Origin of the sequence: Caulobacter sp. BE264, assembly GCF_031457805.1 — a bacterium.
GTDB lineage: Bacteria > Pseudomonadota > Alphaproteobacteria > Caulobacterales > Caulobacteraceae > Caulobacter.
On record NZ_JAVDXI010000001.1, the window covers coordinates 367,973 to 393,918 of the forward strand.

Here is a 25,946-nt window from a genome sequence, read left to right on the forward strand (position 1 = left end):
CGTCGCGTCTCGGGATGTTAAAGGTTGGTTTACCCTGGCGGAGCCCTTTGGAGCTCCGACGGGAAAGGAGACGCTATGAGGCAGTTGTGGACGCAAGCGGCGGTGATCGCCCTGACGGCTGGAACACTCGGCGCTCCTGCGCTCGCCAGCGGTCAGGCGGGGCAGCGCTTCACGCCGAACTTCCCGATCACCCAGCCGGCCGCGCCGCCGCCCGGTGAAACGATGCAGGCCCCGGCCGGCGAGGCCGAGACCCTGCCGCGCCCGACGCCGATCGCCACCCAGCCCCTCGCGGCCGTTGCTCAGTCCGAGCTTCCTCCGCCGCCGGCCCAGGCCGCCGCGCCGGCGCCGCAGCCTGTGTTGCGCGCCACGCCGCCCAAGACCGTGGTGACCACCACCGTCACCGGCCCCGTCGTCGAGGTCGCCGGCAAGCCGCAGGTTCGGATCGTCGAATCCGGCGACGCGCTGGACGCCATCGCGCGCGGCATGGGTTCGACCCGCGCCGAACTGGTCAAGCTGAACGACCTGGAGCCGCCTTACCGCCTGAAGCTGGGCCAGAAGATCAAGGGGCCCGCCACGACCGCCAAGGCCTATGTGGTGCAGACCGGCGACACGATGTTCGCGATCGCCAAGCGCTTCAACGTCACCGCGGCCGCCTTGGCCGAAGAGAACGATCTGAAGGCCGGTTCGGCCATCAAGAAGGGGCAGAAGCTGCTTCTGCCGGATGGTTTCAAGGATAAGGGTCCGATCAAGACCACCCAGGTGATCCCCGGAACGCCTGCCGCAACGGTCGCCGAAGCGACGCCGACGCCGGCTGCGCAGCGTCCTTCGACCCCGGCCGCGACGCCTGCGCGCCAGCCGGTCTCGACTGAGACCCGAGAGGCGGCGACCACCAGTACAACGACCCTGAGCGTGACCGGCGCGGTCGTCACCGTGGCGGGGCCGCGGCAGGTTCACACCGTCAAGTCGGGGGACACCCTCACCGCGATCGCCCGCAAATTCGACATGACTGTCAGCGAGCTGGCCGACGCCAACAAGCTTGATCCCGACAAGCCGCTGAAGCTGGGCGCGAAGATCAAGGGGCCCGCCACGACGCAGAAGGCCTACTCGGTCCAGACCGGCGATACGCTCGGGGAGATCGCCAAGCGCTTCAACGTCAGCGTCAAGGCCCTGGCCGCCGAGAACAATCTGCGGGCCACGGCTTCGCTGAAGAAGGGCCAGAAGATCGCGCTGCCCGACGGTTTCCGCGACAAGGGCCCGATCAAAACCACGACCACCAGCGTCGGGGCCACTCGTCCGACCACGCCGCCGGCCAACACCTACGCTCGCGTGGACAGCAGCGCGATGTCCTCGCCGGCGCCCGCCACGCCGTCCAGCCCCATCCCCTACACGGCCAGCGGCGGCGCCACGCGCCCGAGCGCGCCGGTCGCCGCCCAGCCGATCACGCCGCCAGCCAATACCCGGCCGATCATCGAGACCGCCGCCGCGCCGACCGAGGCCGAGATCATCGCCTCGGGCAAGGGCAAGTTCGCCTGGCCGCTGCGGGGCGAGATCATCTCGACCTTTGGCGTGAAGGGTACGGGGCAGCGCAATGACGGCCTCAACATCCGTGCGCCGCAGGGCACGCCGGTGCTGTCGTCGGCCGACGGCGAGATCGCCTACGCTGGCAATCAGGTTCCGACCTTCGGCAACCTGGTGCTGGTCAAGCACGCCGACGGCTGGGTGACGGCCTACGCCCACCTCTCCAGCACCAATGTGAAGATGCGCCAGCAGGTCAAGCAGGGCGAACAGCTGGGCACCGTTGGGGCCACCGGCGGGGTCAACGAGCCGCAGCTGCACTTTGAAATGCGCTATGCGCCGACGGTGAAGGACAAGGCCAAGCCGGTTGATCCCGGACTGGTGCTGCCGCGCTGATAAGAATGGGCCCGCTTCGTTGAAGCGGGCCTTTTCTTTGCGCCCTCAAAGCGTTCGCGTCATGAAGACACTGTTGGGATCCGGCTTGTAGTCGCCAAAGGGCTCGCAGGTCTCGAAGCCATTGCGAGCATACATCGCCCGAGCGGGAACAAAGAAATCGCCGGCTCCGGTCTCGAGGCTGAGGCGCCGCAGACCCAGGGCGCGCGCGTGCGCGACGAGGTGGTCCAGCACCGCCTGACCCACGCCCTGGCCCCGCCGCGCTGCGGCGGTATGCATGGACTTGACCTCCCCGTGGCCGTCGCCCAGCCGCTTGACCGCGCCGAACCCGGCCAGGGTGTCGCCGTCCCAAGCCGCGAAGAAGTCGAGATCCGCCTGGCGCATGGCGTCCCGCGGCATGACGTGACAGCTCTCTTCCGGGCCGGTCGAGCGCATGGTCGAGAAGTGGTGAGCCAGCAGGGCGATGACACGGGGGTCGTCGAAGTCGCCGGCGATGATGCGCAGCTGCGGCTTGGTCATGGGATCTAGACCGTCGTGGTGTTGATGATCAGGTAGCGGGCGGGAATAGACCCGGGATTGGCGATCCGCTTGGCGTCGACGCCCTGATGGCGCAGGCAGTCGCCAGGGCCGAGCCGATAGGTTTCGGCCTCGATGTCGAGGCTTAGCTCCCCTTCGAATAGATAGAAGAACTGTTCGCGCCCGGCCGGCGCGCATCCGCCGCGCTGTGGTTGATCGAGCGTGTAACGGATCTCGGCCCCAGCCGGCAGTTCGCCCAGCGCCAGCTCGGTGGCGTAGCCCTCGGTGGGCGGCGCGATCAGGGTGCGTAGAAATCCGCTGCCTGGATCGCGCCAGCATGCGGCCTCGTCGCTTCGCAACAGGCGCGGCGCGTTCGTCTCGACCGCCGCCAACAAGCGCGACATCGTCAGACCATAGGCGTTACACAGCCGTCCCAGCGCGTTGGCCGTGGGGCTGGTCTCACCCCGCTCGATGCGCGAGATCGTCGCCCGGCTGAGCCGCGTGAGAGCCGCAGCCGCGTCCAGAGACAGGTCGCGCTCCCGTCGCAAGGCCTCAAGTCGGGCGGCCAGGGCTAGGTCAGCGGTCGTATCGGCGTCCGGGGAAGGCACGGCGCTCTCGTCTGCTTTTCTCGCAGAGGAGAAATTTTCTCAAAAATGATTGGATTGCAAGCCTGGTCTCGGCTCGGGCCTAGCTCGGCAACGCGACTCCAAGCTCTCCGGACAGATCACGGACGAACTGCCAGGCCACGCGGCCCGAGCGTCCACCGCGCATCTGTGACCACTGAAGGGCGCGCCGATCCAGATCGGCGGCGTCGAGGCCGAACCGCTCAGCGTAGGCACGGATCGCCTGCAGGTACGTCGCCTGGTCCATGGGCGGAAAGCCGATCCACAGGCCGAAGCGGTCAGAGACGCTCATCTCCTCCTCGGCGTTCTCGGCCGCCGCGATAGCGCCCTGGCTTTCGACGTGGTCGCGCGGCATCAGGTGACGACGGTTGGACGTGGCCACGAACAGCACGTTTTCTGGCGGACCCGAGACCCCGCCCTCCAGCGCCGACTTCAGCGCCTTGGCCGCCGCCGCGCCGTCCTCGAACGAAAGGTCGTCGCAAAGTACGACGAACCGCTCCGCTCGGGCGCGCAGCAGATCGAACAGCGGGGGAAGGGCGGTCACCTCGTCGCGATCGACCTCGACCAGCTTGAGGTCTGGATGGGTCTCGGCCATGGCCATGAACGCGGCCTTGGTCACCGAGCTCTTGCCAGTGCCCCGCACGCCCCACAGCAGGACATGATTGCTGGGCAGGCCTTCGGCGAAGCGCCGAAGGTTCTCGACGAACCGCGCCTTCTGGCGGTCAATCCCGACCAGGAGGTCTAGCGACAACGGATAGTCCTGCGCGGCGACAAACGCGCCGCTCGCGGGCTCGTGTCGGAATAGGCGTGCGCCACTGAAATCCGGCGCTCGGGGGGCGGGCGGCGCCAAGCGTTCCAGGGCGTCGGCGATGCGGGCGAGGAGGGGAGCGATCGCGTCGGTCATGTGTGGCTCCATACCCTCACGCGCTCGCATTGCAAAAGATAAGGCGAACGCATAGCTTCCGCCGACTTGGCGCGACCCTATTTTAGGCGGCGCGTATTCGGATTTTTTGGAGAGACCATGCCCACCGGTTCCACCACGGCGACCCTGATGAACATCCTGCCCATCATCCTGATGGTCGTGCTGTTCTACTTCATGCTGATCCGTCCGCAGCAGAAGCGCCAGAAAGAGCATATGAACATGCTCAACAACCTGAAGCGCAACGACACCGTCGTGCTGTCCAGCGGCATGATCGGCAAGATCGTCCGGGTCGAAGACCGTGAAGTGGGCGTCGAGATCGCCACGGGCGTGACCGTCAAGGTCGTGAAGGGCATGATCGCCGAAGTCCGCGCCAAGGGCGAACCGGCCGCCGCCAACGACGCCAAGAACTAGTCAGACGTTCCGCGCGTCGTAACCATCGGTTCGGATGTCCATCCAACGGGCTCCGAACATGTTGATCTGGGTTTTCGGCGTCGGGCGTTCATCGCCTGACGACCGGATCCCAGCGCAAATCCAGGCGTCCAACGGCGTCGATCCGAGCTTTTATCCATGCTGACACTGTCTCGCTGGAAGATTGTCTTGGTCACCCTCTCGGTGATCTTCGGCATTCTCTTCACCTTGCCCAATCTCCTGCCGCAGAAGACGCTGGATAGCTTCCCGGGCTGGCTGCCCAAGCAGAAGCTGAACCTCGGCCTCGACCTGCAGGGCGGTTCGTACCTGATGTACGAGGTCGACACCGACGCTCTGCGCAAGGAGCGCCTGAAGAACCTCGTCGAAGATGTGCGCACCGTTCTGCGAGGCGAACAGATCACATTCGGCGAATTGGCCGAGGTGAACGGTACGGTTCGTCTGCGGATCGCAGATGCGGCCAAGGTCGACGAGGCCGCCAGCCTGCTGCGCCGCTCGGTCGGTTCGCCCTTCGCCCGCTCGGTCAGCGGCCGCGATGTCAACGTCAACAAGCGCGACGATCAGCGCCTTGAACTGTCCTTCGTACCGGAAGCTGCGGCGCAGGATGCGTCGATGGCCGTCGATCAGAGCATCGAGACCATTCGTCGACGCATCGACACCTTGGGCACCAAGGAGCCCAACATCACCCGCCAAGGCGCCGATCGCATCGTGATCCAGGCCGCCGGCGAAAGCGATCCTGAGCGACTCAAGGCCGTGGTCGGCAAGACCGCCAAGCTGACGTTCCAGATGGTCGACGACTCGGTCACGCCCGAAGACATCGCCGCCGGCCGTATCCCGCCCGGCTCGGAGGCCCTGCCCAGCGACGACCGCTACCAAGCCGCCTATGTGGTGCGTAAGCGCGCCCTGGTGTCGGGTGACGAGCTGGTCGACTCCCGCCAGAGCTTCGACGATCGCGGCGCGCCCGCCGTGTCGTTCAAGTTCAACGGCGCGGGCTCGCGCAAGTTCGGCGACGCCACCGCCCGCAATGTTGGCAAGCGCTTCGCCATCGTTCTGGACGGCCGGATCATCTCGGCGCCGACCATCAACGGCGCCATCCTGGGCGGCAGCGGCATCATCACCGGCTCGTTCACGGCCGAGAGCGCCTCGGACCTGGCTCTTCTGCTGCGCTCGGGCGCGCTTCCCGCGCCTTTGAAGGTCGAGCAACAGAACACCGTCGGCGCCGAACTGGGCGCGGACGCCGTGCGCGCCGGCGCGGTCTCCACCCTCGTGGCCTTCATCACCATCGTCGTCTTCATGATCCTCAGCTACGGCCTGCTGTTCGGCGGTATCTCGGTGATCGCGCTGATCATCAACGGCATGCTGATCGTGGCGGCGATGTCGCTGACCCAGGCGACGCTGACGCTGCCCGGTATCGCCGGTCTGATCCTGACCCTGGCCGTGGCCGTGGACGCCAACGTGCTGATCTATGAGCGGATGCGCGACGAGGCCCGGGCTGGCAAATCGCCGATCATGGCGGCCGATGCGGGCTTCTCGCGCGCCATGACCACGATCATCGACGCCAACGTCACCACCCTGGTGGCGGCGGGCATCATGTTCGCGTTCGGCGCGGGTCCTGTCCGGGGCTTTGCCTGGACCCTGTCGATTGGCGTGTTCACCTCGGTGTTCACCTCCGTGCTGGTTAGCCAGCTTCTCATCGGCTGGTGGTTCCGCGCCGCCCGCCCCAAGAAACTTCCGATCTGAGTGAGCGCACCCATGGCCTGGCCCCTAATCAAGCTGCTCCCGCAGAAAACCAACCTCACCTTCGTCAAGTTCGCGCGCCTGATGGCGCTTATCAGCGCGACCCTGGTCGTCGCCTCGCTGATCGGCGTGTTCAAGCCCGGGCTCAACCTCGGCATCGACTTCAAGGGCGGCTCCGTCATGGAAGTCTCGACCGCCCCGCGTGCGGTCGATCTGACCAAGGTCCGCAGCACGCTCGAAGCCCAGGGCCTCGGCGACGTGCAGGTGCAATCCTTCGGCTCTCCTGATCGCGCCCTGGTGCGGTTTCAGACGCCCGCCGGCGGCGACCCTGGCGTCACCCTGACCAACGTCAAGACGGCTCTGAAGCAGTCGCTGGGCGACCCTGTCCAGTTCATCAACCCGTCGGCGGTCGGCCCCAAGGTCTCGGGCGAGCTGTTCCGCAGCGGCGTCCTCGCTCTGGTGCTCGCCGTTGGTCTGATGTTCCTCTACATCTGGTTCCGCTTCGAGCCGCAATTCGGCCTCGGCGCCGTGGCTGGCCTGCTGCACGACCTGATCCTGACCTTCGGCTTCATCGTGCTGTTCAAGATCGAGTTCAGCCTCAACACCGTGGCCGCGCTGCTGACCGTGATCGGCTATTCGATGAACGACACCGTCGTGGTCTTCGACCGCCTGCGCGAGAACCTACGCAAGTACAAGAAGATGCCGTTGAAGGACGTGATCGACTTATCGATCAACGAAATCGTCTCGCGCACCATCATCACTGGCGTCACGGCGATCATGGCCCTGACCGGCCTAGCGATTTTCGGCGGCGACGCCTTGTTCGGCTTCTCTGTGGTCATGATCTTCGGCATCGCGGTCGGCACCTACTCGTCGATCTATGTCGGCGCGCCGATCATCCTGCTGTGGGGTGTGAAGCGGGGTGAGGAGGAAGCCACGCCGATCAAGCTCGGCGCGGCCTCGCGTCCCTGATGCGGCAGCCGCCGTCCATCGACGCCTGGGGCGGCGGCGGCTTTCGGGTGGCCGGCGTCTGGCGACCCGGTTCGCTGCTGATCCTTGATGATCAGCCGCGCGACTGGGCTGCAACGGCGCTCTCGGAGTTGACGCCGGACTCGTTCGCCGAGGTCTTCGCGGCGGGCGGCGCGGTGGAGTTCGTGCTTCTGGGCGTTGGTCTGGCCAACGCCCTGCCGCCGCGCCCGGTCCGTGACGCCCTCAAGGCCGCCGGTGTCGGGCTGGAGTTCATGAGCACCGAGGCCGCCGCGCGCACGTACAACGTCCTGGCCAGCGAAGGCCGCAGGCTGGCGGCCGCGCTGATCGCGGTCTAGCCGCTTGCGATTTCATCCCTCGGGTATGGCGGCTTTGCCCGACTCCCAAACATCCCTATGGTCCCCTTAAGGGAAATGGGATCCGAGGGGGAAACCGATGACTGGACTGCTTTCGAACTTCCGCAACACGATCATCGTCAGCTTCGTGCTGGCCTTGGTGATCGTCATTGGCTACGGCCACAGCCCGCATGGCCACGACGCCACGTACTTCCAAGCCATCTTCCGCTGGCTGCACGTGCTGTTCGGCATCCTGTGGATCGGGCTGCTCTACTATTTCAACTTCGTGCAGATCCGCGTGATGCCGCAGATCCCGGCCGAGCTGAAGCCGGCGGTCAGCAAATACATCGCGCCCGAAGCGCTATTCTGGTTCCGCTGGGCCGCCCTGGCGACGTGGGTGATGGGCGTTCTGTTGGCTTATAACCGCGGCTACCTCGTTGAGGCCTTCACCCTCGGCCTCGCCGGCGGCTACACCCCGGGCGTCGACATGGGCTTCACCTTCATCGGCACCGGCATGTGGCTGGCGACGGTGATGTTCTTCAACGTCTGGGTCTTCATCTGGCCAAACCAGAAGATCGCCCTGGGCATTGTCGAGGCCGACGCGGACGCCAAGGCCAAGGCCGCCAAGACCGCCATGCTGTTCTCGCGCACCAACACGCTGCTCAGCATCCCGATGCTGGCCACCATGGCGATGAACCAGACGCTGTTTGGCTAAATCCCGCGCGAAAATGCTGTAAGGGGAGGGCCCGTCGCGACTCGCGGCGGGCCTTCTTCGTTCCGGACCCATGGCAGACACCGAGACCCTCGAAGACCTCGTTCGCCGCGTCGATCCTGACCGCTGGTTGGCGACGCGTTTCATCGCGGATTCCGCTGCGCGCGCGGACGTGATCGCACTCTACGGTCTCAACTACGAGCTGGCCCGTGTCGCAGGCGGCGTATCCAACGCCCTGATGGGCGAGATCCGCCTGACCTGGTGGCGCGAGGCGATGGAAGAAATCGCCGCCGGCAAGCCGCCGCGCAAGCATCCCAATGTCGAGGCCCTGGCCGTGTCCGGCTTTGACGCCAACGCTCTGGCCGTCTTGGCCGAGGCGCGGTTCTCGGATCTGGACGAAGGGCCGCTGAAGGACGAGGCGGCGGTGCTGGCCTATATCGACGGCACCGCCGGCGCGCTGGCCGTGCTGGCGGCGCGCCGGCTCGATCCCGACACTGATCCGCATACCGTCAAAGGCGCGGCGCGCGCGTGGGGCCTCGCCGGCCTGTGGCGTCTGAAGCAGGCGGGGCGGTCGCGTTTGCCGCATGACTGGACCCAGGCGGATGTCCGGCGGCGGGTCGAGACGCAGTTGCGGGCCGCGCGCGCCGAGCTTCGTCGCCTGCCCGTGGCGGCGTTCCCAGCCGTCGCTCCGGCCGCCTTGGCGCGGGTCTATACGTCCGGCCGGGAGATCGGCGAGCTCGAGAAGAAGGCGCGACTGACCTTTGCGTCGGCGACAGGCCAGGTTTGATGGCCTCCGTTGTGAAACCCGATTGGCCTGAACGGGTTACATCCAATGACGGTGACGCTTGGATCCGTGGCGGCGACTCCCCCGCCCAGGCGTCGCCAGAGCGCTGATCGTCGATCCGCGTTACGTTTTGGGCTGCGCGTCGCTGTTATAAAAATGAAATAAATACAGCGTCTTACGTGGTAACAATCCGAAACAGACTTTGCTTTGCCGCGGCGCCGCGTCGCACCTAAATGCTAAGCGGGGGCGAAAGGTCGGCTGCAAGGTCGTCCGTTAGCCAATAAGGGTCTCGAGTGTCGGCTTCGGGTTATTTTCAGCACACGGTCGCAGGACCGGTGATCTTCGCGGGGATCGGCCTGCACACGGGCGCGCACGTTCGCGTCGCCGTGCGCCCGGCGGTCGCCGACATGGGGATCGTCTTTGTGCGAACCGATGTGCATGACCGCGACAACCGCGTGCCGGTCACGGCTGACGCCGTTTGCCAGACGCAGCTCGGCACGGTGATCAACAACGCCGACGACGTGCGGGTTTCGACGATCGAGCACCTGATGGCCGCTCTGGCCGCGCTCTCGATCGACAACTGCATCGTCGAGGTCGACGGTCCGGAAGTGCCGATCATGGACGGCTCGTCCGAGCCCTTCGTCCAGATTCTGGATCGCGCGGGCCGTCGCCGTCAGGACGCGGTGCGCCAGTACATCGAGATTCTCACGCCGATCACGGTGGAGGAGGGCGACAAGCGCGCCAGCCTGCTGCCGGCCGATCGTTTCGAGGTCGCCTTCGAGATCGCCTTCGCCAGCAAGGCGATCGGTCGTCAGGCCGTGGACCTGGTGGTGGACGAGGACTCGTTCCGCGCTGAGCTGTCCGACTGCCGCACCTTCGGCTTTGTTCGCGACGTCGAGGCCCTGCGAGCAATCGGCCTCGCCCGCGGCGGTTCGATGGAGAACGCCGTGGTCATCGATGGTGATCGCGTTCTGAACCCGGAGGGTTTGCGCCGGCCGGACGAGTTCGTCCGCCACAAGGCGCTGGACGCGGTGGGCGACCTCTACGTGCTGGGCAAGCCGATTATCGGCCGTTTCGAAGGCGTTCTGGCCGGCCACGGCCTCAATAACGCCGTGGTTCGAGCGTTGCTGGCTCAGCCGCGCGCCTGGCGCCTGCGCGCCTTCGCGCCGGTCCTTGCCGAAGCGGTCTAGGAGCGTTTCCGAAACGTCAGGGCCTGGCCTTCGCATTTGCGCCGTCGGCGGCGTGGTGTAGAAGCCTTGCACGGCGCAGGGGCGCGCGTTTGCTTCGAGGGTGAGATAGTCCGTGCTTCGTATTTTCCAGGGACGTTCGGCCGTCACTATCGCCGCTGTCGTCGTGGCCGCCTCGGTTGCGGGCTGCGCCGGCAAGGCCAAGAAGCCGACCCTCGCCTACGAAGAGCGTCCCGTTGAGCTGCTATATTCCACCGGCGCGGATCGCCTGGACCGTGGCAACTGGAACGAGGCCGTCGACTACTTCCGCGAAGTCGAGCGTCAGCATCCTTATTCGGAATGGTCTCGCCGCTCGATCCTGATGACGGGCTACGCCCACTACATGGGCAATCAGTACGCCGAGGCGATCGGTGACGCTGACCGATTCATCTCGCTCTACCCGGGCAATCCGTCGGCCCAATACGCCTTCTATCTGAAGGCCATCTGCTACTTCGAACAGATCGTCGACGTGAACCGCGACCAGGCCGCGACCGAGCAGGCGCTGGCCGCATTGCGCGACGTTGTTCAGCGGTACCCGAACACCGAATACGCCACCGACGCCCGCCTGAAGATAGACATGGTCAACGACCAGCTGGCCGGCAAGGAAATGGCCATCGGGCGTTGGTATCTGAAGAACGGCCAAACGCTGGCGGCGATCGGCCGGTTCAAGACCGTGATCGAGCGCCACCAGACGACCTCGCATACGCCCGAAGCACTGTTCCGCCTCGTTGAATCCTACCTGACGCTCGGTCTCGCGGAAGAAGCCAAGCGCAACGGCGCGGTCCTGGGCTACAATTTCCCGGGGGATCGCTGGTACGCGGACGCCTACAAGCTGCTGAACGACAACGGTCTGCGCCCAGCGGTCGAGCCTCTCAAGGCCGGCGCCAAGCGAAATGCGCTGGAGCGTATCCTGTCGAAGGACAAGAGCACGACCCTGGCGCCTCCCGGTGAGCGCAAGTCCAAGAAGGGCCTGCTGGGTCCGCTGGGCATGTAGATCGCAGCGGGATCACAGTTGATCCCGTTTCGTTCCGCCTTTGCGCTTTGAAAAATCCTGATTCCCGGCGATCTTGCGGCCCATGCTGATCGGCCTATCCATCCGTGACGTCGTGCTTATCGAGAGCCTGGACCTCGCCATCGGCGAAGGTCTGACGGCGCTGACCGGTGAAACCGGCGCGGGCAAGTCGATCATCCTCGACGCTCTTGGCCTGGCGACCGGCGCACGGGCCGACGCAGGGCTGGTTCGCCGAGGGGCTACCGGGCACGCCTCGGCCACCGCGATCTTCGCGTTGCCCGCCGACCATCCCGCCTTCGCCTATCTCGACGAAAAGGGCCTGTCCTACGCGCGCGACGAAGACCTTGTGCTACGCCGACAGTTGTCCCCCGATGGCCGCTCGCGCGCCTTCGTCAACGATCAGGCCACCAGCGTGGGCGTGCTCAAGGACCTCGGCGCGCTGCTTTTGGAAGTGCATGGTCAGCACGAGACCGTCGGATTGCTGGACCCCAAGACCCATCGGGGCCTGCTTGACGCGTTCGGTTCGGTCAACTTGGGCGCGGTGGCTTCGGCGTGGAGCGCCTGGCGCGCGGCGCGGGACAAGGCCGACGATCTTCGCGATCTGGCCGGCCGCGCGGCGGCCGAGACCGAGGAGCTGACGCTCCGGCTCTCCGAACTGGATCGTCTCGATCCGCGGGAGGGGGAGGAAGCCAGCTTGGCCGAGGAACGGGCTCTGCTGAGCTCAGCCGAGAAGGCCATGGCTGACATCGCCGCCGCTCAGGATGCGCTGGGCGGCGACAACCTGTCCGGCCGCCTGGCGCAAGCCTACCGTGCTCTGGAACGCGCTCGCGATCGTGCGCTGCAAGCTGGCGCTCCCGCCGAGGGCGCGGCCATGACCCGTTTGTCGGCCGCCTGCGAAGCGGTGGACCGGGCGTTGGTCGAGGCGCAGGAGGCCTCTGCCGCGATCGACGCCGTGGCCGAAACTTTCGAGTTCGAGCCAGATCGGCTGGAGAAGGCTGAGGAGCGACTGTTCGCGCTGCGCGGCATGGCGCGGAAGCTGAACGTGCTGGTCGATGACCTACCCGCCAAGCGCGCGGAATTCTCCGCCCGCCTTCAGGCCATCGAGACCTCCGAAGACGCCCTGAAGGCGGCCGACAAGGAGGCCGCCGAAGCGCGCGAGGCCTATCTCTATGCCGCCGAGGCGCTATCAGCCGAACGCCGCGCGGCCGGCGACGCGCTCGCCAAGGCCGTCGAGGCCGAATTGGCGCCGCTGAAGCTCGAAAAGGCCAAGTTCCGCGTGGCGCTGGAGTCGCTCGCCGAAGACCGCGCCGGACCTTCGGGACTGGACCGGGTGGCCTTCGAGATCTCCACCAATCCTGGCGCGCCGTTCGGACCGATGGAAGCCATCGCCTCGGGCGGGGAGCTTGCGCGCTTCGCCCTGGCGCTGAAGGCGGCGCTGGCGGGGCGCGGCGGCGGGCCCCAGCCCTTGATGATCTTTGATGAAGTCGACCAAGGCGTCGGCGGCGCCGTTGCTGACGCGGTGGGGCTTCGTCTCAAGCGCCTGGCGGCCAACGCCCAGGTTCTGGTGGTCACCCACTCGGCCCAGGTGGCCGCGCGGGGAGACGCGCACTGGCGGATCTCGAAGTCGGGCGACGACACCTCGACGCGCACCAAGGTCGAACCGTTGACCATCGTCCAGCGGGAGGAAGAGATCGCCCGGATGCTGTCAGGCGCTGAGGTGACCCAAGCCGCTCGCGCCGCCGCGCGGGCTCTGCTCAGTCTCGAGGCGTAGAGCGTGAGGCCGAGACTGGGAACCGGTTTCGGCTATTCTCACGCTCTAAGTATTTGATTTAAAGCGTTTTTAACGCCTAAAATCGATTCTGATTTTGGCCTAAAGGCTCTATGCCGCGGCCTGCTTGGCCAGCGGGTAGGCGGCCCTCAGCGAGGCGTGGGTCAGACCGGCTGTCTCGGCGGCGGCGAAGTAGCCTTCCGCGGGCAGGCCCTGCAAGACAGTCATGGGGGCAAGACCACGCGCACTGCCGCCAAAGTTCATGATGTCCATGGCGATCTTGGCCGCCTCGCCTGACAGATCCGATCCGTCGAGCGCGAGACCAGCCAGGCGAGCGTCGCGCAGAACGCGCAAGGCTTCCTTGTCCGGAGGCACCCGCGCGATGACGCCGCGCGTCAGCGCGCGCAATAGGCCAACAACCTCCAGAAGACGCCCTGCGGGCGTACCGCGCGTGACATCCACCAGCTCGATCATCACGCCGCCGCGCAGCAGGCTGAGCGATAGCCCGGCCGTGCCGGTCAGCAGATCGCGGCCGCGCTGGGTGCCCAGGGTGCGGAACGAGGCCGGCAGGATGAGCTCCGGGGTGCTGGGCCCCTGCGCCGACCGCGCGAAGACGGCGGCGTACTTCAAGGTCGACTCGTCGATGAAGGCGATGTCGCGGTCTGACAGCTTGGTCAAAGTCCGGGCGGAGGTTTGCCGACCGCTCGCCAGATGGGTGACCATCGGCTCGATACGCACGGCGGTAGTGATATTGCGCCGAAGGCTGACCACGTGCTCAAGCGTGAAGTCGACCCGCAGGGCCGCGCCGCCCGCCGTGGTGAAGGCGACGGGCGTCCGCCGAGCCTCGTCCGCCGGTTCGACTGCGATGCGGACGGGGGAACGCGCGGAGTCGCGTCGCGCACGGGCCGCCAGTACGATCGCCGGGTCGATACGTCGGCAGACCGCCGCGCCGTCCTCCAAGCCGATCACCGAGCGGATCCCCAGGTCCGTCAACGAGGCCGCGCCCAAGAGATGGGTCAGCACATCCTCAAGGATCTTGACGCTGGTCGCCTGCGCGGCGAGGCCCTGATCCTGGTTCATCGCGATCAGGAACTCGCTGTCGGAAATACGGGCGCGAAGATCCTGCCGGTCCAGGTGATCGTGGAGCTTGCGTTCGACATAGGTCCAGACATCGGCGCGCTTATGGCTCCACCACTCGCCGGCCCAGGCGCGGATCGCCTTGATGCTGATGACATTCACCGAACCGCGCGCGACCAGATCCGTGCCCGCCAGACGCTGGATGACCGGCGCCGGAAGGGCCAAGCGTTCGCTCGCGTTCGAAGTTGGAGTGTCGAAGGGCATGGACCTGACGCTTATAATTCGCCTGAAGAGTGCCGACAGAGCGCTTAACCTCTCGTTTGGAAATAGGGTTTCCGACTGGGTTTACCGTGAAAGAAACCCTGGAAAACCAAGGGAACGAAGGTGGGCGCTTGGCGTTCACGCCCCCTCGGCGCATAAGGCGTTTATGAACAAGCTGCTCCTGGTGGCGGCCGGCGGGGCCGTCGGGTCCGTCGCGCGCTATCTGGTGGGCGTCGGCGCGATGCGGGTCATGGGACCCGGCTGGCCGTATGGAACCTTCACGGTCAATGTTGTCGGCGGCTTCCTGATGGGCTGCCTGGCGTCTTGGCTGGCCCACAAGGGCAATGGCTCTGGCGAGCAGTGGCGCGTGCTGCTGGGCGTCGGCGTCCTGGGCGGCTTCACCACCTTTTCGTCGTTCTCGCTGGAGACCGCGCTGATGATCCAGAAGCGCGCCTACGGCCAGGCGTTCACCTATTCCGCCGCGAGCGTCCTTCTGGCGATCGCGGCCCTGTTCGCGGGCCTGCTGGTGGCCCGGAAAGTCTTCGCATGAGCACCAAGGAAGTCCGCACCCTCTACGTTGACGCCGGCGAGGACGGGGTCCGCCTCGATCGCTGGTTCAAGCGCCGCTGGCCGCACCTGAACCATATCCAGCTCAACAAGCTGTTCCGTTCCGGGCAGGTGCGTGTCGACGGTTCGCGCGCTAAGGCCGACACGAAGCTGGCGGCCGGCAGCCAGATTCGCGTGCCGCCGCTGCCCGACGCGCCCGATCCGTCGGACAAGAACAAGCTGTCGGCGCGCGATGTCGCCTACGCCAAGTCGCTGGTCCTTTATGAGGACGAGGAAGTTCTGGCTCTCAACAAACCCGCCGGACTGGCGGTGCAGGGCGGCACCAAGACCACCAAGCATATCGACAAGCTGCTCAGCGCCTGGGGCGAGGGCGTGGATCGTCCGCGTCTGGTCCACCGGCTTGATCGCGACACCTCGGGCGTTCTGCTGCTGGGCAAGACGCCGTCGGCCGCCGCGCGCTTGTCTGGGGCCTTCGCCAAGCGCAAGGCGCAGAAGACCTACTGGGCGATCGTGGCGGGCAATCCGCACCCGACCGAAGGCGTGATGGAGCTGCATCTGGCCAAGCGCGGGGTGGGCGATCGCGAACTGGTCGTGCCCGCCCAGCCCAAGGATCCCGACGCCCAGCCGGCCGAGACCGAGTTCGTCACCATCAGCCGCGCCGGGCCTCGCGTAACCTGGATGGCGCTGCGTCCGCACACCGGCCGCACCCACCAGCTGCGCGCGCACATGAAGGCCATGGGGCACCCGATCCTGGGCGATCCCAAGTACGGCGATGAAAAGTCAGCCCCGTTGTCGGAGGGACTGAAGCTGCAGCTGCACGCCCGCTCGATCCTCCTGCCACACCCGTCGGCCGGCATGCTGCACATCGAGGCTCCGCTAAGCCCCGAGATGCAGGAGGGTTTCCGCAAGTTCGGCTTCTCCGAGGACGAGGCGGACGCCGAACCCTTCGCCCGGCGTCAGACCAAGCGACGCTGATCGCGCCGCTTGGTCCCCCACCTGCCGCGCCCTGCATGGGGCGCGGGTCTCCGCCTTCGGCGGATTTCTAGACAAGGTCCGTGACAGCTCTGGCGTTTGCGCTGTCAGGAAAGACCTTGCTCTCGAGGATGGCGCGGTCAACGCCCATATGGTCCGCCAAAACGCCCTTGAAGAGGCTCCGTACGTCCAGCGTTGGCGCGGTGTCGCGGTTTTCGAATAGCGCCTTGTCGGCCAGGCCCGGCCAGTCGCCGACGATACCGCCGCGCTTGAGGGCTCCGCCCAGGATGAGGCCGGTTGAGGCTGTGCCGTGGTCTGTGCCGCCCGTGCCGTTGACCCGGGCGGTGCGGCCAAACTCGGTGACGACGAGCACCACAGTGTTTTTCCATTCAGGCCCAAGGCCCCGGTGCAGACCATCCAGCACCGCGTCCATATAGGCCAGGCGGGTGGCGATCTGGCCGGGTTGACTAGCGTGGGTGTCAAAGCCGTCGAGGGAGACCGCGGCGATCTGCGGTCCGCTGGCCTGGGTCATGAAGCCGCCCAGCGTCGATCCGAGCTTGCGCGCGGTCTCCACGCCGCCGCGGTTTTGTCCGCCCGCGCCCATCGCCGGCGTCGGACCAGACATGGCGGAAGCGCTGGTCTGTGCGGCCATCGCCGTCTCGGCCATGGCCTCGGTTTCCAGTCCGCGCGCAAACGCTGGACCAAGAAGCGGGTCCGACCGATAGAGATCCTGCAGCAGCGTGGGCAGGCGCGCGGTCTCGTCGACGCCCTTGCCGGGAGACCAGCTGGCGGCCTGGACCTTGCCCCGCAGGATCAGCGGCGCAGTGGTCCCGACCGACAGGCCCTCGACCTTGCGGATCGGCGTCAGGGCTTCCAGCGTGCGGTTCAGCCAGCCGCTCTCGGCCCCGTAGACCTGGGCTGAGCCGGTCTCCAGAACGTCCTGGGCCTCAAAGTGCGAGCGGGCGCGGTCGGGGCTGGCGATCGCCGGCGCGATGCGAGCCTGACCCTTCTGCGCCAGGGCGAAGACAGACTTCAACTCCGGGTGCAGGCCGAAGGTGTCGTCGAGCACAAGCACCTGATCGCGGCCCATCGCGATCGAGCCTCGCAAGGCCGCGTAGTTCTGATCTCCGACCGGCGGCGACACCGACAGGCCGTCCATGCCGCCGCGGCAGATGACGACCACCAGTTTCTTGCGCGCCAGGTCGCTTTCCGAGGCCGCGAAGGTCTGGGTTCCAAAGAGGTTGACGGTGAACCCCAGGCTGGCGCCCAGGCCCAGCAGCGAGCGACGGTTCATAGCGGCGGTCATCGACGTTGGAACTCCGGGCTCATGATCAGCAGGGCGAAGGCTTCTCGGCGGGTCTCGGCTCGGGCCACGGCCTTGGCGACCGGCGGTGTCAGCCGTGCGCCGAGGGCCGAAGCGGCCAGAGCGTTGGGATCGGTGCGATCGGCGACGGCGGCGGCGAAACCCTGCGCCCACTGCATGCGCTTGATGAGCGCGTCGGGCGCGGCCCAGGTCTGGGCGTCTTCGGGCCAGCCCTTGGGAGAGGGCGGCGCGAAGGGCTTCTGACCAAGACTGGTCAGGATCGGCGCGATGCGCTCGAACGCCGAAGGCTCGGCGCCGATCAGCCGCCAGGTCGACACTGTAAACTCGTAGGGCGTCTTGAACTTGACGGGCGTCGGGTCCCACGCCTCCGGACTCTCGATCAGGCTCTTGGCCACGGCCGCGAGGTCACCGCCGGTTTCCATCCAGCGTCGCTCAAGGCGTTGGACCAAGGCGGTGGGCGGTGCGTCGGCGACGAAGTGACGGGCGATCTTGCCGCAGACGTGGCGGGCGGTGCGAGGATCGGCGGCGAGATCGCGCAGGGCTGCGAGCGGCTGAGCCATCCCTTGCTGATTGTAGCGACGCCCCAGGATCGTCCGCACGCCGGGTTCATGGGCCTGTTCGCGGAACAGGAATTGACCGGCGCGGTCGTCCTGCTCTCGACCGATGGAAAAGCCTGTCAGGGCGCGTGCGAATTCGGTGACGTCGCCTTGGGTGTAGCCCGCGTCGATCCCGACGGTGTGCAACTCAAGGATCTCGCGCGCCAGGTTCTCATTCAGCCCGGCCGTGGCGTTGTTGCGGCGGCGCGCGGCGAACTGGGCGGCGCGGCTGCTTGGACCGATGGACTGGGCCTGGTCCAGATAGGTCAGCATGGCCGGATGGGTCGAGGACGCCACCAACAGGTCCTCGAAGCGGCTGAAGACATAGGGGCGGATCGCTTCGCGCTCGAACGGACCGACCAGCACCGAGGTGAGCTGCTTGGTGGCCGAGACGGTGAAGTGATTGGCCCAGAAGAGCGCCCAGCGCTCGCGGAAGGGCGCCGGCGTACTGGCGGCAAGACGGGCGCGCGCCAGGAAGTCGCCCCCAACTTTCTGGCGCAGGTCGCGCTGGGCGCTGACGAAGGCCTGGGCGGCCATCTTCGTGTCGTCCTCGCCGTCCTTCCGCTGGCGCTCGGCGCGTCGCTGCTGCTGATAAGCCCGCATCTGCTCGAAGCGAGCGCTGGCGGTTTCACCATCGTCCTGCGGAAGATCAGCGCCTTCGCTGCGGATTTGCGCGATTAAGAAGCCTTGGGGATCACCCCGGGCGCTCTCGATCTCGCCGGGGCGGGCCCCCAGGCCAAAGCGTGTGGCGGCGATGGCGGCCATCAGGTCCTTGGTGGGCAGGCTCAAGCAACGCTCTCCCTTGCGCGACATCGCGATCTTGCCCATTCAACGCCCGTCCGTCGCCGATCCGTCGCGGATAATCGCGAAAAGAGCCTTTCCCGTGTCCGACAAGTCCGAACTGCTGCTGAAGCCGAAGCGCTTCTACAAGACCGCCGCCGCCGTGCAGGTCGATGGAGGCTTCGCGGTGCAACTGGACGGCCGCACGCCAAAGTCGCCGGCCAGGCGGCCGCTCGTGGCGCCGACCCAAACCTTGGGCGCGATCATCGCGGCCGAATGGGAGGCGCAGGTCGAGTACATTGACAACAGCCTGATGCCCGCGACACGCCTGGCTTTCACCGCCATCGACCGTATCGCCGAGACGCGCGCCGAGGTTGCTCGGGAGATCACCGCCTACGCCGCCTCTGACCACCTCTGCTATCGTGCGGAAAGCCCGCGGCCCCTCGTCGAGCGCCAGGAGCGTGAGTGGGGGGCGGTGCTGGATTGGGCGCAGGCCGAACATGGCCTCATGTTCACACCCGTCGCCGGGATCATCCACACGCCGCAGCCGCCGGCCACCCTGGCGTCGGTCGAAGCCCTGGCCCTGACCCTGGATGATTTCGCTTTGGCGGGGGTCGCCTTCGGGGCGGGACTTCTGGGCTCGACGGTGCTGGCTCTGGCCGTTCGCGCAGGCCGGCTGACCGGCCAGCAAGCGTTGGACCTGTCACGGCTGGACGAGATCTATCAAGCCGAGCAGTGGGGCGAGGACGCCGAGGCCAAGGCCCGGGCGGAGGCTCTAGGCGTCGAGGCGGCGATGATCGAGCGCTGGTTCGCCGCCTTGCGGTGACGCTCCGGCGACGGCTTATGCTGCGCTGCCGCAAGGTCCGCCTTGCGCCCTGGCGCGGGCCTCGCTACGGCTTGGTCATAAGGTGGAAGAACCGCCAGATGAACGAACCGGGCAGGGGAGTACGCGCGTGCAGCACATTCTCGAGGAACTGGAGCGTCGTCGCCAGCAGGCTAAGGCCGGGGGCGGCGAAAAGCGCGTAGAGGCGCAGCACGCCAAGGGCAAGCTGACCGCCCGCGAGCGGATCGACCTCTTGCTGGACGAGGGCTCCTTCGAGGAGTTCGACATGTTCGTTGAGCACCGCTGCGCCGACTTCGGCATGCAGGACCAGAAGATCCCCGGCGACGGCGTCGTGACCGGATGGGGCACGATCAACGGCAAGGTCGTCTACGTTTTCTCCAAGGACTTCACCGTGTTCGGCGGCTCGCTGTCGAACGCCCACGCCCAGAAGATCGTCAAGGTGCAGCGTCAGGCCATGAAGGTCGGCGCGCCGGTGATCGGCCTGTTTGACGCGGGCGGCGCGCGGATCCAGGAGGGCGTCGACAGCCTGGCCGGCTACGCCGATATCTTCGTCGAGAACGTCATGGCCTCAGGCGTCATCCCGCAGATCAGCGTGATCATGGGGCCCTGCGCCGGCGGCGACGTCTATTCGCCCGCCATGACCGACTTCATCTTCATGGTGAAGGACACGAGCTACATGTTCGTGACCGGTCCCGATGTGGTGAAGACCGTCACCAATGAGGTGGTCACCGCCGAAGAGCTGGGCGGAGCCCGGGTCCATGCCGCCAAGTCGGGCGTCGCCGAAGGCGCGTTCGAGAATGACCTGGAGGCCATGACCCAGGTTCGTCGCCTGATCGACTTCCTGCCCTCGTCCAACCGCGAGACCGCGCCCGAGCGCGAGAGCTTCGACGAGCCGCTGCGCGAGGAGATGAGCCTCGACACCCTGGTCCCGGCCGATCCGACCAAGCCCTACGACATGAAGGAACTGATCCTGAAGGTCGTCGACGAGGCGGATTTCTTCGAGATCTCCAGCGAGTGGGCCAAGAACATCATCTGCGGCTTCGCGCGTATGGATGGCGAGACGGTCGGCATCGTCGCCAACCAGCCGCAGGTGCTGGCCGGCGTGCTGGACATCGACAGCTCGCGCAAGGCCGCCCGCTTCGTGCGGTTCTGCGACGCCTTCAATATCCCGATCGTCACCTTCGTCGACGTGCCGGGCTTCATGCCCGGGACCAAGCAGGAGTACGGCGGCCTCATCAAGCACGGCGCCAAGCTGCTGTTCGCCTATGCCGAGGCCACCGTGCCGAAGATCACCGTCATCACCCGCAAGGCCTATGGCGGCGCCTATGACGTGATGAGCTCCAAGCACCTGCGCGGCGACCTCAACTACGCCTGGCCAACGGCCGAGATCGCGGTGATGGGCGCCAAGGGGGCGGTGGAGATCATCTTCCGCGCCGAGGCCAAGGACCCCGAAGCGCTCGCCGCCCGCGAGGCCGAGTACAAGGATCGCTTCGCCAATCCGTTCGTGGCGGCTTCCCGCGGCTATATCGACGACGTAATCATGCCGCACGGCACCCGCCGCCGGATCGTGCGCGGCCTCAAGAGCCTGAAGGGCAAGGAGCTCTCCAACCCCTGGAAGAAGCACGACAACATCCCGCTGTAGGGGGGAGAGCCCATCAGGTTAGGCGTACGCCGCTGGACCGCTAAATCTGAAAAGGGAGGAGGCTTTTGGGCCTCCCCCTTTTTCAATCTCTACAGATCGAAACGCACCCCCTGCGCCAGAGGCAGGGCGCCGGAATAGTTCACCGTCGCGGTCTGGCGACGCATGTACTGTTTCCAGCTGTCGGAGCCGCTTTCGCGGCCGCCGCCGGTTTCCTTTTCGCCGCCGAACGCCCCGCCGATCTCCGCGCCCGAGGGGCCGATATTGACGTTGGCGATCCCGCAGTCGCTGCCGGCGGCCGACAGGAAACGCTCGGCCTCGCGGACGTCATTGGTCATCACGCAGGAGGACAGGCCCTGGGGCACGTCGTTCTGGATGGCGATCGCCTCCTCGAAATCCGTGTACGGAACGACGTGCAGCAGGGGCGCGAAGGTCTCGCGTTGCATGCATGGCGCGGGGGCGGGCAAGCGGGCGAGGGCGGGGCGAACATAGTAGGCGTCCGGATGCTCATCGATCAGCACCCGCTCCCCGCCGGCGACAGTTCCGCCCTCGGCGCGGACCTGGTTCATCGCCTCGATGAAGGCGTCATAGGCGGCCTTGTCGATCAGTGGGCCCAGCAGCGTCTTGGGATCGCGCGGATCGCCGACCGGCAGGCGCTGGAAGGCGGTCTCGACCGCGTCGGCCAGCTTGTCGACCAGGCTTTCGTGGATGATCAGACGGCGCAGGGACGTGCAGCGCTGGCCTGCCGTGCCCGCCGCCGAGAAGACGATGGCGCGCAAGGCCAGCGACAGGTCGGCTGAGGGAGCCACGATCATGGCGTTGTTGCCGCCCAGCTCGAGGATCGAGCGGCCGAAGCGTTCGGCGACCATCGGCGCCACGGCCCGGCCCATGCGGGTCGAGCCCGTGGCGCTGACCAGCGGGATGCGCGGATCCCGGGCCAGTCGCTCGCCGGCGTCGCGGGCCCCCAGCACCACCGACGACAGGCCCTGTGGCGCGTCGCCGAAGCGGGCCAGGGCGCGTTCCAGGATCGCCTGGGTGGCCAGAGCCGTCAGCGGAGTCTTGTCGGACGGTTTCCAGATCACCGGATCGCCGCAGACCAAGGCCAGGCAGGCGTTCCAGGCCCAGACGGCGACGGGGAAGTTGAAGGCGCTGATCACCGCCACCGGACCCAGTGGGTGCCAGGTCTCGCGCATGGCGTGGCCTGGACGCTCCGAGGCGATGGTCAGGCCGTGCAGCTGGCGCGACAGGCCCACGGCGAAGTCGCAGATGTCGATCATCTCCTGGACTTCGCCCGCCGCCTCGGAGGCGATCTTGCCGGCTTCCAGGGTGACGAGGGCGGCCAGATCCGGCTTGGCCGCGCGCAGCTCTTCGCCGAACAGCCGCACCAGCTCGCCGCGACGTGGGGCGGGGACGACGCGCCAATCGGCGAAGGCGCGGCAGGCGGCGGCGACCTTGGCCTCGATCTGGCGGGCGTCGTCGAAGACGACATGGCCCAGGATCGCGCCGTCGATGGGGCCGCGCACGGGCTCTCCCGCGTCGACGGGCAGGGGCGGCGCGCCCAGCTTGGCCAGGATCTCGCGGGCGTGGGCGGCGGGGGTCGGGACGGCGTGAGTCATGGCGCGAGGACACGCCGGGGCGGGGAGGCGGTCAAGTCCCTCTCAAGCCGTCGCTGGCGTTGCGAGTCTCGCGCCCAGCGGCTAGGGACGGACAACGCAGGAGAACCCCCATGGCGCAGGCGAAACTCATCGACGGCAAGGCCTTCGCGGCCGATCTGAGGGCCAAGATCGCCGAGGAGGTCGCGGCGCTGAAGGCCGAGCATGGCGTGACGCCGGGTCTGGCGGTCGTGCTGGTCGGCGAGGATCCCGCCAGCCAGGTCTATGTCCGCAACAAGGGCGAGCAGACGACCGCTGCGGGCATGTACTCCGAGACCCACCGCCTGCCGGAGAGCACCACGCAGGACGAGCTGCTGGCCGTCGTCGCCAAGCTGAACGCCGATCCCAAGATCCACGGTGTGCTGGTGCAGTTCCCGGTGCCGCCGCATATCAGCCAGATGGACGTCGTAGCCGCCCTGTCGCCCGACAAGGACGTCGACGGCCTGACCGTGACCAACGCCGGCCGCCTGGCCAGCGGCCTGCCGGCCCTGGCGCCTTGTACGCCGACGGGCTGCATGATGCTGATCAAGGACGCGATCGGCGACTTGAAGGGCAAGACCGCCGTCGTCATCGGCCGCTCGAACCTGATGGGCAAGCCGATGGCCCAGATGCTGCTGGCCGCCGACTGCACGGTGACCATCGCCCACTCACGCAGCCAGGACCTGCCCTCGATCGTGCGCCAGGCCGACATCGTCGTGGCCGCCGTGGGGCGGGCCGAGATGGTCAAGGCCGACTGGGTCAAGCCGGGCGCCGTGGTCATCGATGTCGGCATCACCCGCTTCCCCGCCCGCGATCCGGAGGCCGCCGCCGCCGGCAAGACCCGGCTTGTCGGCGACGTCGCCTTCGACGAGGTTAGGGAGGTCGCCGGCGCGATTACGCCGGTTCCGGGGGGCGTTGGACCGATGACGATTGCTTGCTTGCTGGCCAACACGCTGACGGCGGCCAAACGCCTGTCGGGGATCGCCTGATGCGCAGGGGGCTGGTTCTCGTCGCCGTCGCCCTCGTCGTTTCGGCCTGCGGGGCCAAGGTCCCGCCGCCACCCACGCCTGAACAGGCCCTGGCGCTGCGTCCCGCCGATGCGCGCCTGGCCAGCCTGTACGAGACCTCGTGCCACGCCTGTCACGCCATTCCGGAAACAGGCGCGCCGCTGGTCCATGACCGCGCCGCCTGGGACCCGCGCTGGAAGCAGGGAGAGGCCGTCCTGCTGGATCACACGATCCAGGGTTTCAACGCCATGCCGGCGACCGGCCAATGCGCGACTTGCACGCCGGACGATTTCAAGGCCCTGATACGCTTCATGGCGGGGCGAGACGACTCCGCGTCTTAAAACACGGGGAGGCGGCATGATCTCGCGGCGTGGGGCTCTGATCGCGGGCGGAACGGGAGCGGCGGTGGTCGCCGGCGGTGCGGGCGCCGCCTATATGGTCGCCACGGGAGACAAGCCCGAACCGCCGTCGCCGGCGTCAGTCAACGCCCAGGGCAAGGTGCTGTGGCGCAACTGGTCGGGCGTGCAGCACGCCTATCCCGCCGCGCGCCTGGCGCCCAAGGATGAGGGCGAACTGGCCACCGCGCTGAAAGTCGCCCAGGCCCCGATCCGTCCCGTCGGCTCGGGCCACTCCTTCACCGCCCTGGCGCCCACCGATGGGACCCTGGTCTCGCTGGACTCGATGTCGGGGATCGTCGGGTGGGAAGGCGACCAGGCGATCGTCATGACCGGCACCCGCCTCGGCGCCTTGGGCCCTCTGCTGGCCGAGAAGGGGCGGGCGCTGCCGAACCTGCCCGACATCAACAAGCAGTCGCTGGGCGGCGCTCTGGGCACGGCGACGCATGGCACCGGGATCAAACTTCCGGCCATGCACGGCGACGTCACGGGCCTGCGGCTGGTCACGCCCTCGGGCAAGGTCATCGACGCCGACGCGGCCAAGAATCCCGAGATTTTCCAGGCCGCCCGCGTGTCGCTGGGCGCGCTGGGGGTGATCAGCCAAGTGCGGATCCGGACCAGCGCCAACCGCCGTCTGCGCCGCCGCGTCTGGCTGGAGCCCTTCGAAGAGGCGATGGCGAAGGCTGACAGCCGCTGGGCCCAGCACCGCAACTTCGAGTTCTACGCCGTCCCGTTCACGGGGCTGGCGGTGAACATCAGCCATGACGAGACCGATGATCCGGCCGAGGCCCGCGGTCCCGACCAGGATGTCGAGTTCCTGCAGGCGCTGAGGGGCCTGCGAAACCTGCTGGGCTTCGCCACGCCGCTGCGCAAGGCGGCGGCCAAGGCGCTCTTGTCCTCGGCCAAGCCCGAGACCGCCGTCGACGAAGGCTGGAAGCTGCTCTCGACCGAACGCCCCGTGCGTTTCAACGAGATGGAGTTCCACCTGCCGGTCGAGAACCAGCTGAAGGCCTTGGAAGAGGTGATGCGGGTCATCGAGACCGAGCGGCCCGACGTCTTCTTCCCGATCGAAGTGCGCCGCATCGCGGGCGACGACGCCTGGCTCTCGCCCTTCTACGGCGCGGCGCGCGGGTCCGTCGCAGTCCACGCCTATTATCGCGACGACTTCACCTTCCTGTACCAGCTGATCGAGCCCATCTTCCGCCGCTACGACGGCCGCCCGCACTGGGGCAAGCTCCATACGCTGCGCGGTCGGCAGCTGGAGGCGATCTATCCGCGCTGGAAGGATTTCCTGGAGGTTCGCCAGGACCTGGACCCCGAGGCGCGGATGCTCAATCCGTACCTCAAGGGCCTGTTCGGATTGATGTAATTAGCCAGCGGCGCCGAGATACTCGGCGACGCGCGCCTCAAGCTCGGTGCTGAGAGCCTTGCCGACGGGGTGGGTGTCGACCTTGATGTCGTCGCGCACGCAGGCCTTGATCGCGTCAATATGGGCGTCGACGAGGAACATCGGAGCCTTGAGGCGCGTATCGGGATCATCGATCAGCTTGCACAGCGACGCCGCCAGTCGCGTGATCAGCGGAAACTCGTAGGTCGCGCCCAGACCCTTCAGGTCGTGCGCACGCAGGTAAAGGGTTTCCACCGTCTGGGCGTTGAGGCCTTCGGTCTTCACCGCCTGGCGCGCGGCCTCCAGCTTGACGATCTCATCATTGAGCCATTGGGCGAAATTGCCCGAGAGGCTCTTGAGCGCGGCTTCGGCCTTGGCGATTGCGGCCATATCGATGCCGCCGCGCCCGCCCACCTTGAGCTTGAGCATGTTCGGCACCTGGATCACCTCGGCGGTGGTCTTGTTGGTCACTCTTCGCCTCCCCAGCGGCGGTACAAGTTGGGTATGGCTAAC

The 25,946-nt window shown here is 67.0% G+C and carries 25 protein-coding genes; 17 read left to right on the top strand and 8 right to left on the bottom strand.

The genetic code is table 11. The features are described 5' to 3' along the window. Positions 1 to 75 precede the first annotated feature (75 nt). Positions 76 to 1,911, top strand: a complete 1,836-nt coding sequence (locus J2X45_RS01755) for a LysM peptidoglycan-binding domain-containing protein (protein ID WP_310210493.1) — start codon at positions 76 to 78, stop codon at positions 1,909 to 1,911. 45 nt (positions 1,912 to 1,956) lie between these two features. Here the strand turns inward: J2X45_RS01755 and J2X45_RS01760 are convergent, their stop codons facing one another. The 3 genes from J2X45_RS01760 to J2X45_RS01770 all read right to left on the bottom strand — a co-directional run bounded on the left by J2X45_RS01760 (position 1,957) and on the right by J2X45_RS01770 (position 3,951). Beyond that, the gene (locus J2X45_RS01760; protein WP_310210497.1) at positions 1,957 to 2,427 is read right to left on the bottom strand and encodes a GNAT family N-acetyltransferase; all 471 of its coding nucleotides are present in this window, start codon (positions 2,425 to 2,427) and stop codon (positions 1,957 to 1,959) included. Positions 2,428 to 2,432: 5 nt separating this feature from the next. Beyond that, positions 2,433 to 3,032, bottom strand: a complete 600-nt coding sequence (locus J2X45_RS01765; protein WP_310210499.1) for an XRE family transcriptional regulator — start codon at positions 3,030 to 3,032, stop codon at positions 2,433 to 2,435. Between the two features lie 79 nt (positions 3,033 to 3,111). Beyond that, a complete protein-coding gene (locus J2X45_RS01770; RefSeq protein ID WP_310210502.1) occupies positions 3,112 to 3,951 on the bottom strand; it encodes an ATP-binding protein in 840 nt (279 codons plus the stop codon). A 117-nt stretch (positions 3,952 to 4,068) separates the two neighbouring features. Here J2X45_RS01770 and yajC point away from each other — a divergent pair, with 117 nt between their 5' ends. The 9 genes from yajC (at position 4,069) to recN (ending at position 12,956) form a co-directional block, all read left to right on the top strand. Further along, the gene (gene yajC / locus J2X45_RS01775) at positions 4,069 to 4,380 is read left to right on the top strand and encodes a preprotein translocase subunit YajC (RefSeq protein WP_310210506.1); all 312 of its coding nucleotides are present in this window, start codon (positions 4,069 to 4,071) and stop codon (positions 4,378 to 4,380) included. 156 nt (positions 4,381 to 4,536) lie between these two features. Beyond that, complete coding sequence (gene secD / locus J2X45_RS01780) at positions 4,537 to 6,135, top strand: protein translocase subunit SecD (protein ID WP_310210509.1); 1,599 nt, start codon at positions 4,537 to 4,539, stop codon at positions 6,133 to 6,135. After that, positions 6,136 to 7,101 carry a protein translocase subunit SecF gene (gene secF / locus J2X45_RS01785; protein ID WP_310210512.1) on the top strand — a complete coding sequence of 322 codons (966 nt, stop codon included), beginning with the start codon at positions 6,136 to 6,138 and terminating at the stop codon, positions 7,099 to 7,101. Further along, entirely contained in the window at positions 7,101 to 7,454 is a 354-nt protein-coding gene (locus J2X45_RS01790; protein WP_310210515.1) for an MTH938/NDUFAF3 family protein, read from the top strand. Before secF ends, J2X45_RS01790 begins: the two co-directional genes overlap by 1 nt. A 97-nt stretch (positions 7,455 to 7,551) precedes the next feature. After that, positions 7,552 to 8,166, top strand: coding sequence for a urate hydroxylase PuuD (locus tag J2X45_RS01795; protein WP_096050955.1), 615 nt, complete (start codon positions 7,552 to 7,554; stop codon positions 8,164 to 8,166). Positions 8,167 to 8,236: 70 nt separating this feature from the next. Further along, positions 8,237 to 8,950: a squalene/phytoene synthase family protein gene (locus tag J2X45_RS01800; RefSeq protein WP_310210519.1), complete on the top strand. Its 714-nt coding sequence runs from the start codon at positions 8,237 to 8,239 to the stop codon at positions 8,948 to 8,950. 290 nt (positions 8,951 to 9,240) lie between these two features. Then, positions 9,241 to 10,137: a UDP-3-O-acyl-N-acetylglucosamine deacetylase gene (gene lpxC / locus J2X45_RS01805; protein WP_310210522.1), complete on the top strand. Its 897-nt coding sequence runs from the start codon at positions 9,241 to 9,243 to the stop codon at positions 10,135 to 10,137. Between the two features lie 112 nt (positions 10,138 to 10,249). Further along, positions 10,250 to 11,167 carry an outer membrane protein assembly factor BamD gene (locus tag J2X45_RS01810; protein ID WP_310210524.1) on the top strand — a complete coding sequence of 306 codons (918 nt, stop codon included), beginning with the start codon at positions 10,250 to 10,252 and terminating at the stop codon, positions 11,165 to 11,167. Between the two features lie 82 nt (positions 11,168 to 11,249). Continuing rightward, positions 11,250 to 12,956: a DNA repair protein RecN gene (recN, locus tag J2X45_RS01815; RefSeq protein WP_310210528.1), complete on the top strand. Its 1,707-nt coding sequence runs from the start codon at positions 11,250 to 11,252 to the stop codon at positions 12,954 to 12,956. Between the two features lie 108 nt (positions 12,957 to 13,064). Here recN and J2X45_RS01820 read toward each other — a convergent pair whose 3' ends face one another. After that, positions 13,065 to 14,294: a hypothetical protein gene (locus J2X45_RS01820; protein ID WP_310210530.1), complete on the bottom strand. Its 1,230-nt coding sequence runs from the start codon at positions 14,292 to 14,294 to the stop codon at positions 13,065 to 13,067. 163 nt (positions 14,295 to 14,457) lie between these two features. Here J2X45_RS01820 and crcB point away from each other — a divergent pair, with 163 nt between their 5' ends. Continuing rightward, a complete protein-coding gene (crcB, locus tag J2X45_RS01825) occupies positions 14,458 to 14,841 on the top strand; it encodes a fluoride efflux transporter CrcB (RefSeq protein WP_310210533.1) in 384 nt (127 codons plus the stop codon). Beyond that, positions 14,838 to 15,833, top strand: a complete 996-nt coding sequence (locus J2X45_RS01830; protein ID WP_310210536.1) for an RluA family pseudouridine synthase — start codon at positions 14,838 to 14,840, stop codon at positions 15,831 to 15,833. Before crcB ends, J2X45_RS01830 begins: the two co-directional genes overlap by 4 nt. A gap of 67 nt (positions 15,834 to 15,900) precedes the next feature. On the opposite strand, the gene J2X45_RS01835 is transcribed toward J2X45_RS01830, so the two are convergent. Both J2X45_RS01835 and J2X45_RS01840 read right to left on the bottom strand, forming a co-directional pair. Next, positions 15,901 to 17,136, bottom strand: coding sequence for a DUF1501 domain-containing protein (locus J2X45_RS01835; protein WP_310210539.1), 1,236 nt, complete (start codon positions 17,134 to 17,136; stop codon positions 15,901 to 15,903). Next, positions 17,133 to 18,578 (bottom strand): DUF1800 family protein, encoded by a 1,446-nt coding sequence (locus J2X45_RS01840; protein ID WP_310210541.1) that lies wholly within the window; start codon positions 18,576 to 18,578, stop codon positions 17,133 to 17,135. Before J2X45_RS01840 ends, J2X45_RS01835 begins: the two co-directional genes overlap by 4 nt. 55 nt (positions 18,579 to 18,633) lie before the next feature. Here J2X45_RS01840 and J2X45_RS01845 point away from each other — a divergent pair, with 55 nt between their 5' ends. Both J2X45_RS01845 and J2X45_RS01850 read left to right on the top strand, forming a co-directional pair. Next, positions 18,634 to 19,356 (top strand): ATP12 family protein, encoded by a 723-nt coding sequence (locus tag J2X45_RS01845; protein WP_310210544.1) that lies wholly within the window; start codon positions 18,634 to 18,636, stop codon positions 19,354 to 19,356. A 127-nt stretch (positions 19,357 to 19,483) separates the two neighbouring features. Then, positions 19,484 to 21,016, top strand: a complete 1,533-nt coding sequence (locus tag J2X45_RS01850) for an acyl-CoA carboxylase subunit beta (RefSeq protein WP_310210546.1) — start codon at positions 19,484 to 19,486, stop codon at positions 21,014 to 21,016. An 89-nt stretch (positions 21,017 to 21,105) separates the two neighbouring features. On the opposite strand, the gene J2X45_RS01855 is transcribed toward J2X45_RS01850, so the two are convergent. Continuing rightward, a complete protein-coding gene (locus J2X45_RS01855) occupies positions 21,106 to 22,629 on the bottom strand; it encodes an aldehyde dehydrogenase family protein (RefSeq protein WP_310210548.1) in 1,524 nt (507 codons plus the stop codon). A 110-nt stretch (positions 22,630 to 22,739) separates the two neighbouring features. Between J2X45_RS01855 and folD the strand changes: the two genes are divergently transcribed. Genes folD through J2X45_RS01870 form a run of 3 tightly spaced genes read left to right on the top strand, consistent with a single transcriptional unit; the run spans position 22,740 to position 25,415 of the window. Beyond that, complete coding sequence (gene folD / locus J2X45_RS01860) at positions 22,740 to 23,633, top strand: bifunctional methylenetetrahydrofolate dehydrogenase/methenyltetrahydrofolate cyclohydrolase FolD (RefSeq protein WP_310210549.1); 894 nt, start codon at positions 22,740 to 22,742, stop codon at positions 23,631 to 23,633. Beyond that, positions 23,633 to 23,992: a cytochrome c5 family protein gene (locus J2X45_RS01865; RefSeq protein ID WP_310210552.1), complete on the top strand. Its 360-nt coding sequence runs from the start codon at positions 23,633 to 23,635 to the stop codon at positions 23,990 to 23,992. The genes folD and J2X45_RS01865 overlap by 1 nt, the downstream gene beginning before the upstream one ends. 16 nt (positions 23,993 to 24,008) lie before the next feature. Next, positions 24,009 to 25,415 carry a D-arabinono-1,4-lactone oxidase gene (locus tag J2X45_RS01870; protein WP_310210555.1) on the top strand — a complete coding sequence of 469 codons (1,407 nt, stop codon included), beginning with the start codon at positions 24,009 to 24,011 and terminating at the stop codon, positions 25,413 to 25,415. Here J2X45_RS01870 and J2X45_RS01875 read toward each other — a convergent pair whose 3' ends face one another. Beyond that, positions 25,416 to 25,904, bottom strand: coding sequence for an Hpt domain-containing protein (locus J2X45_RS01875; RefSeq protein ID WP_310210558.1), 489 nt, complete (start codon positions 25,902 to 25,904; stop codon positions 25,416 to 25,418). It abuts the gene before it with no gap. Between the last annotated feature and the right edge of the window lie 42 nt (positions 25,905 to 25,946).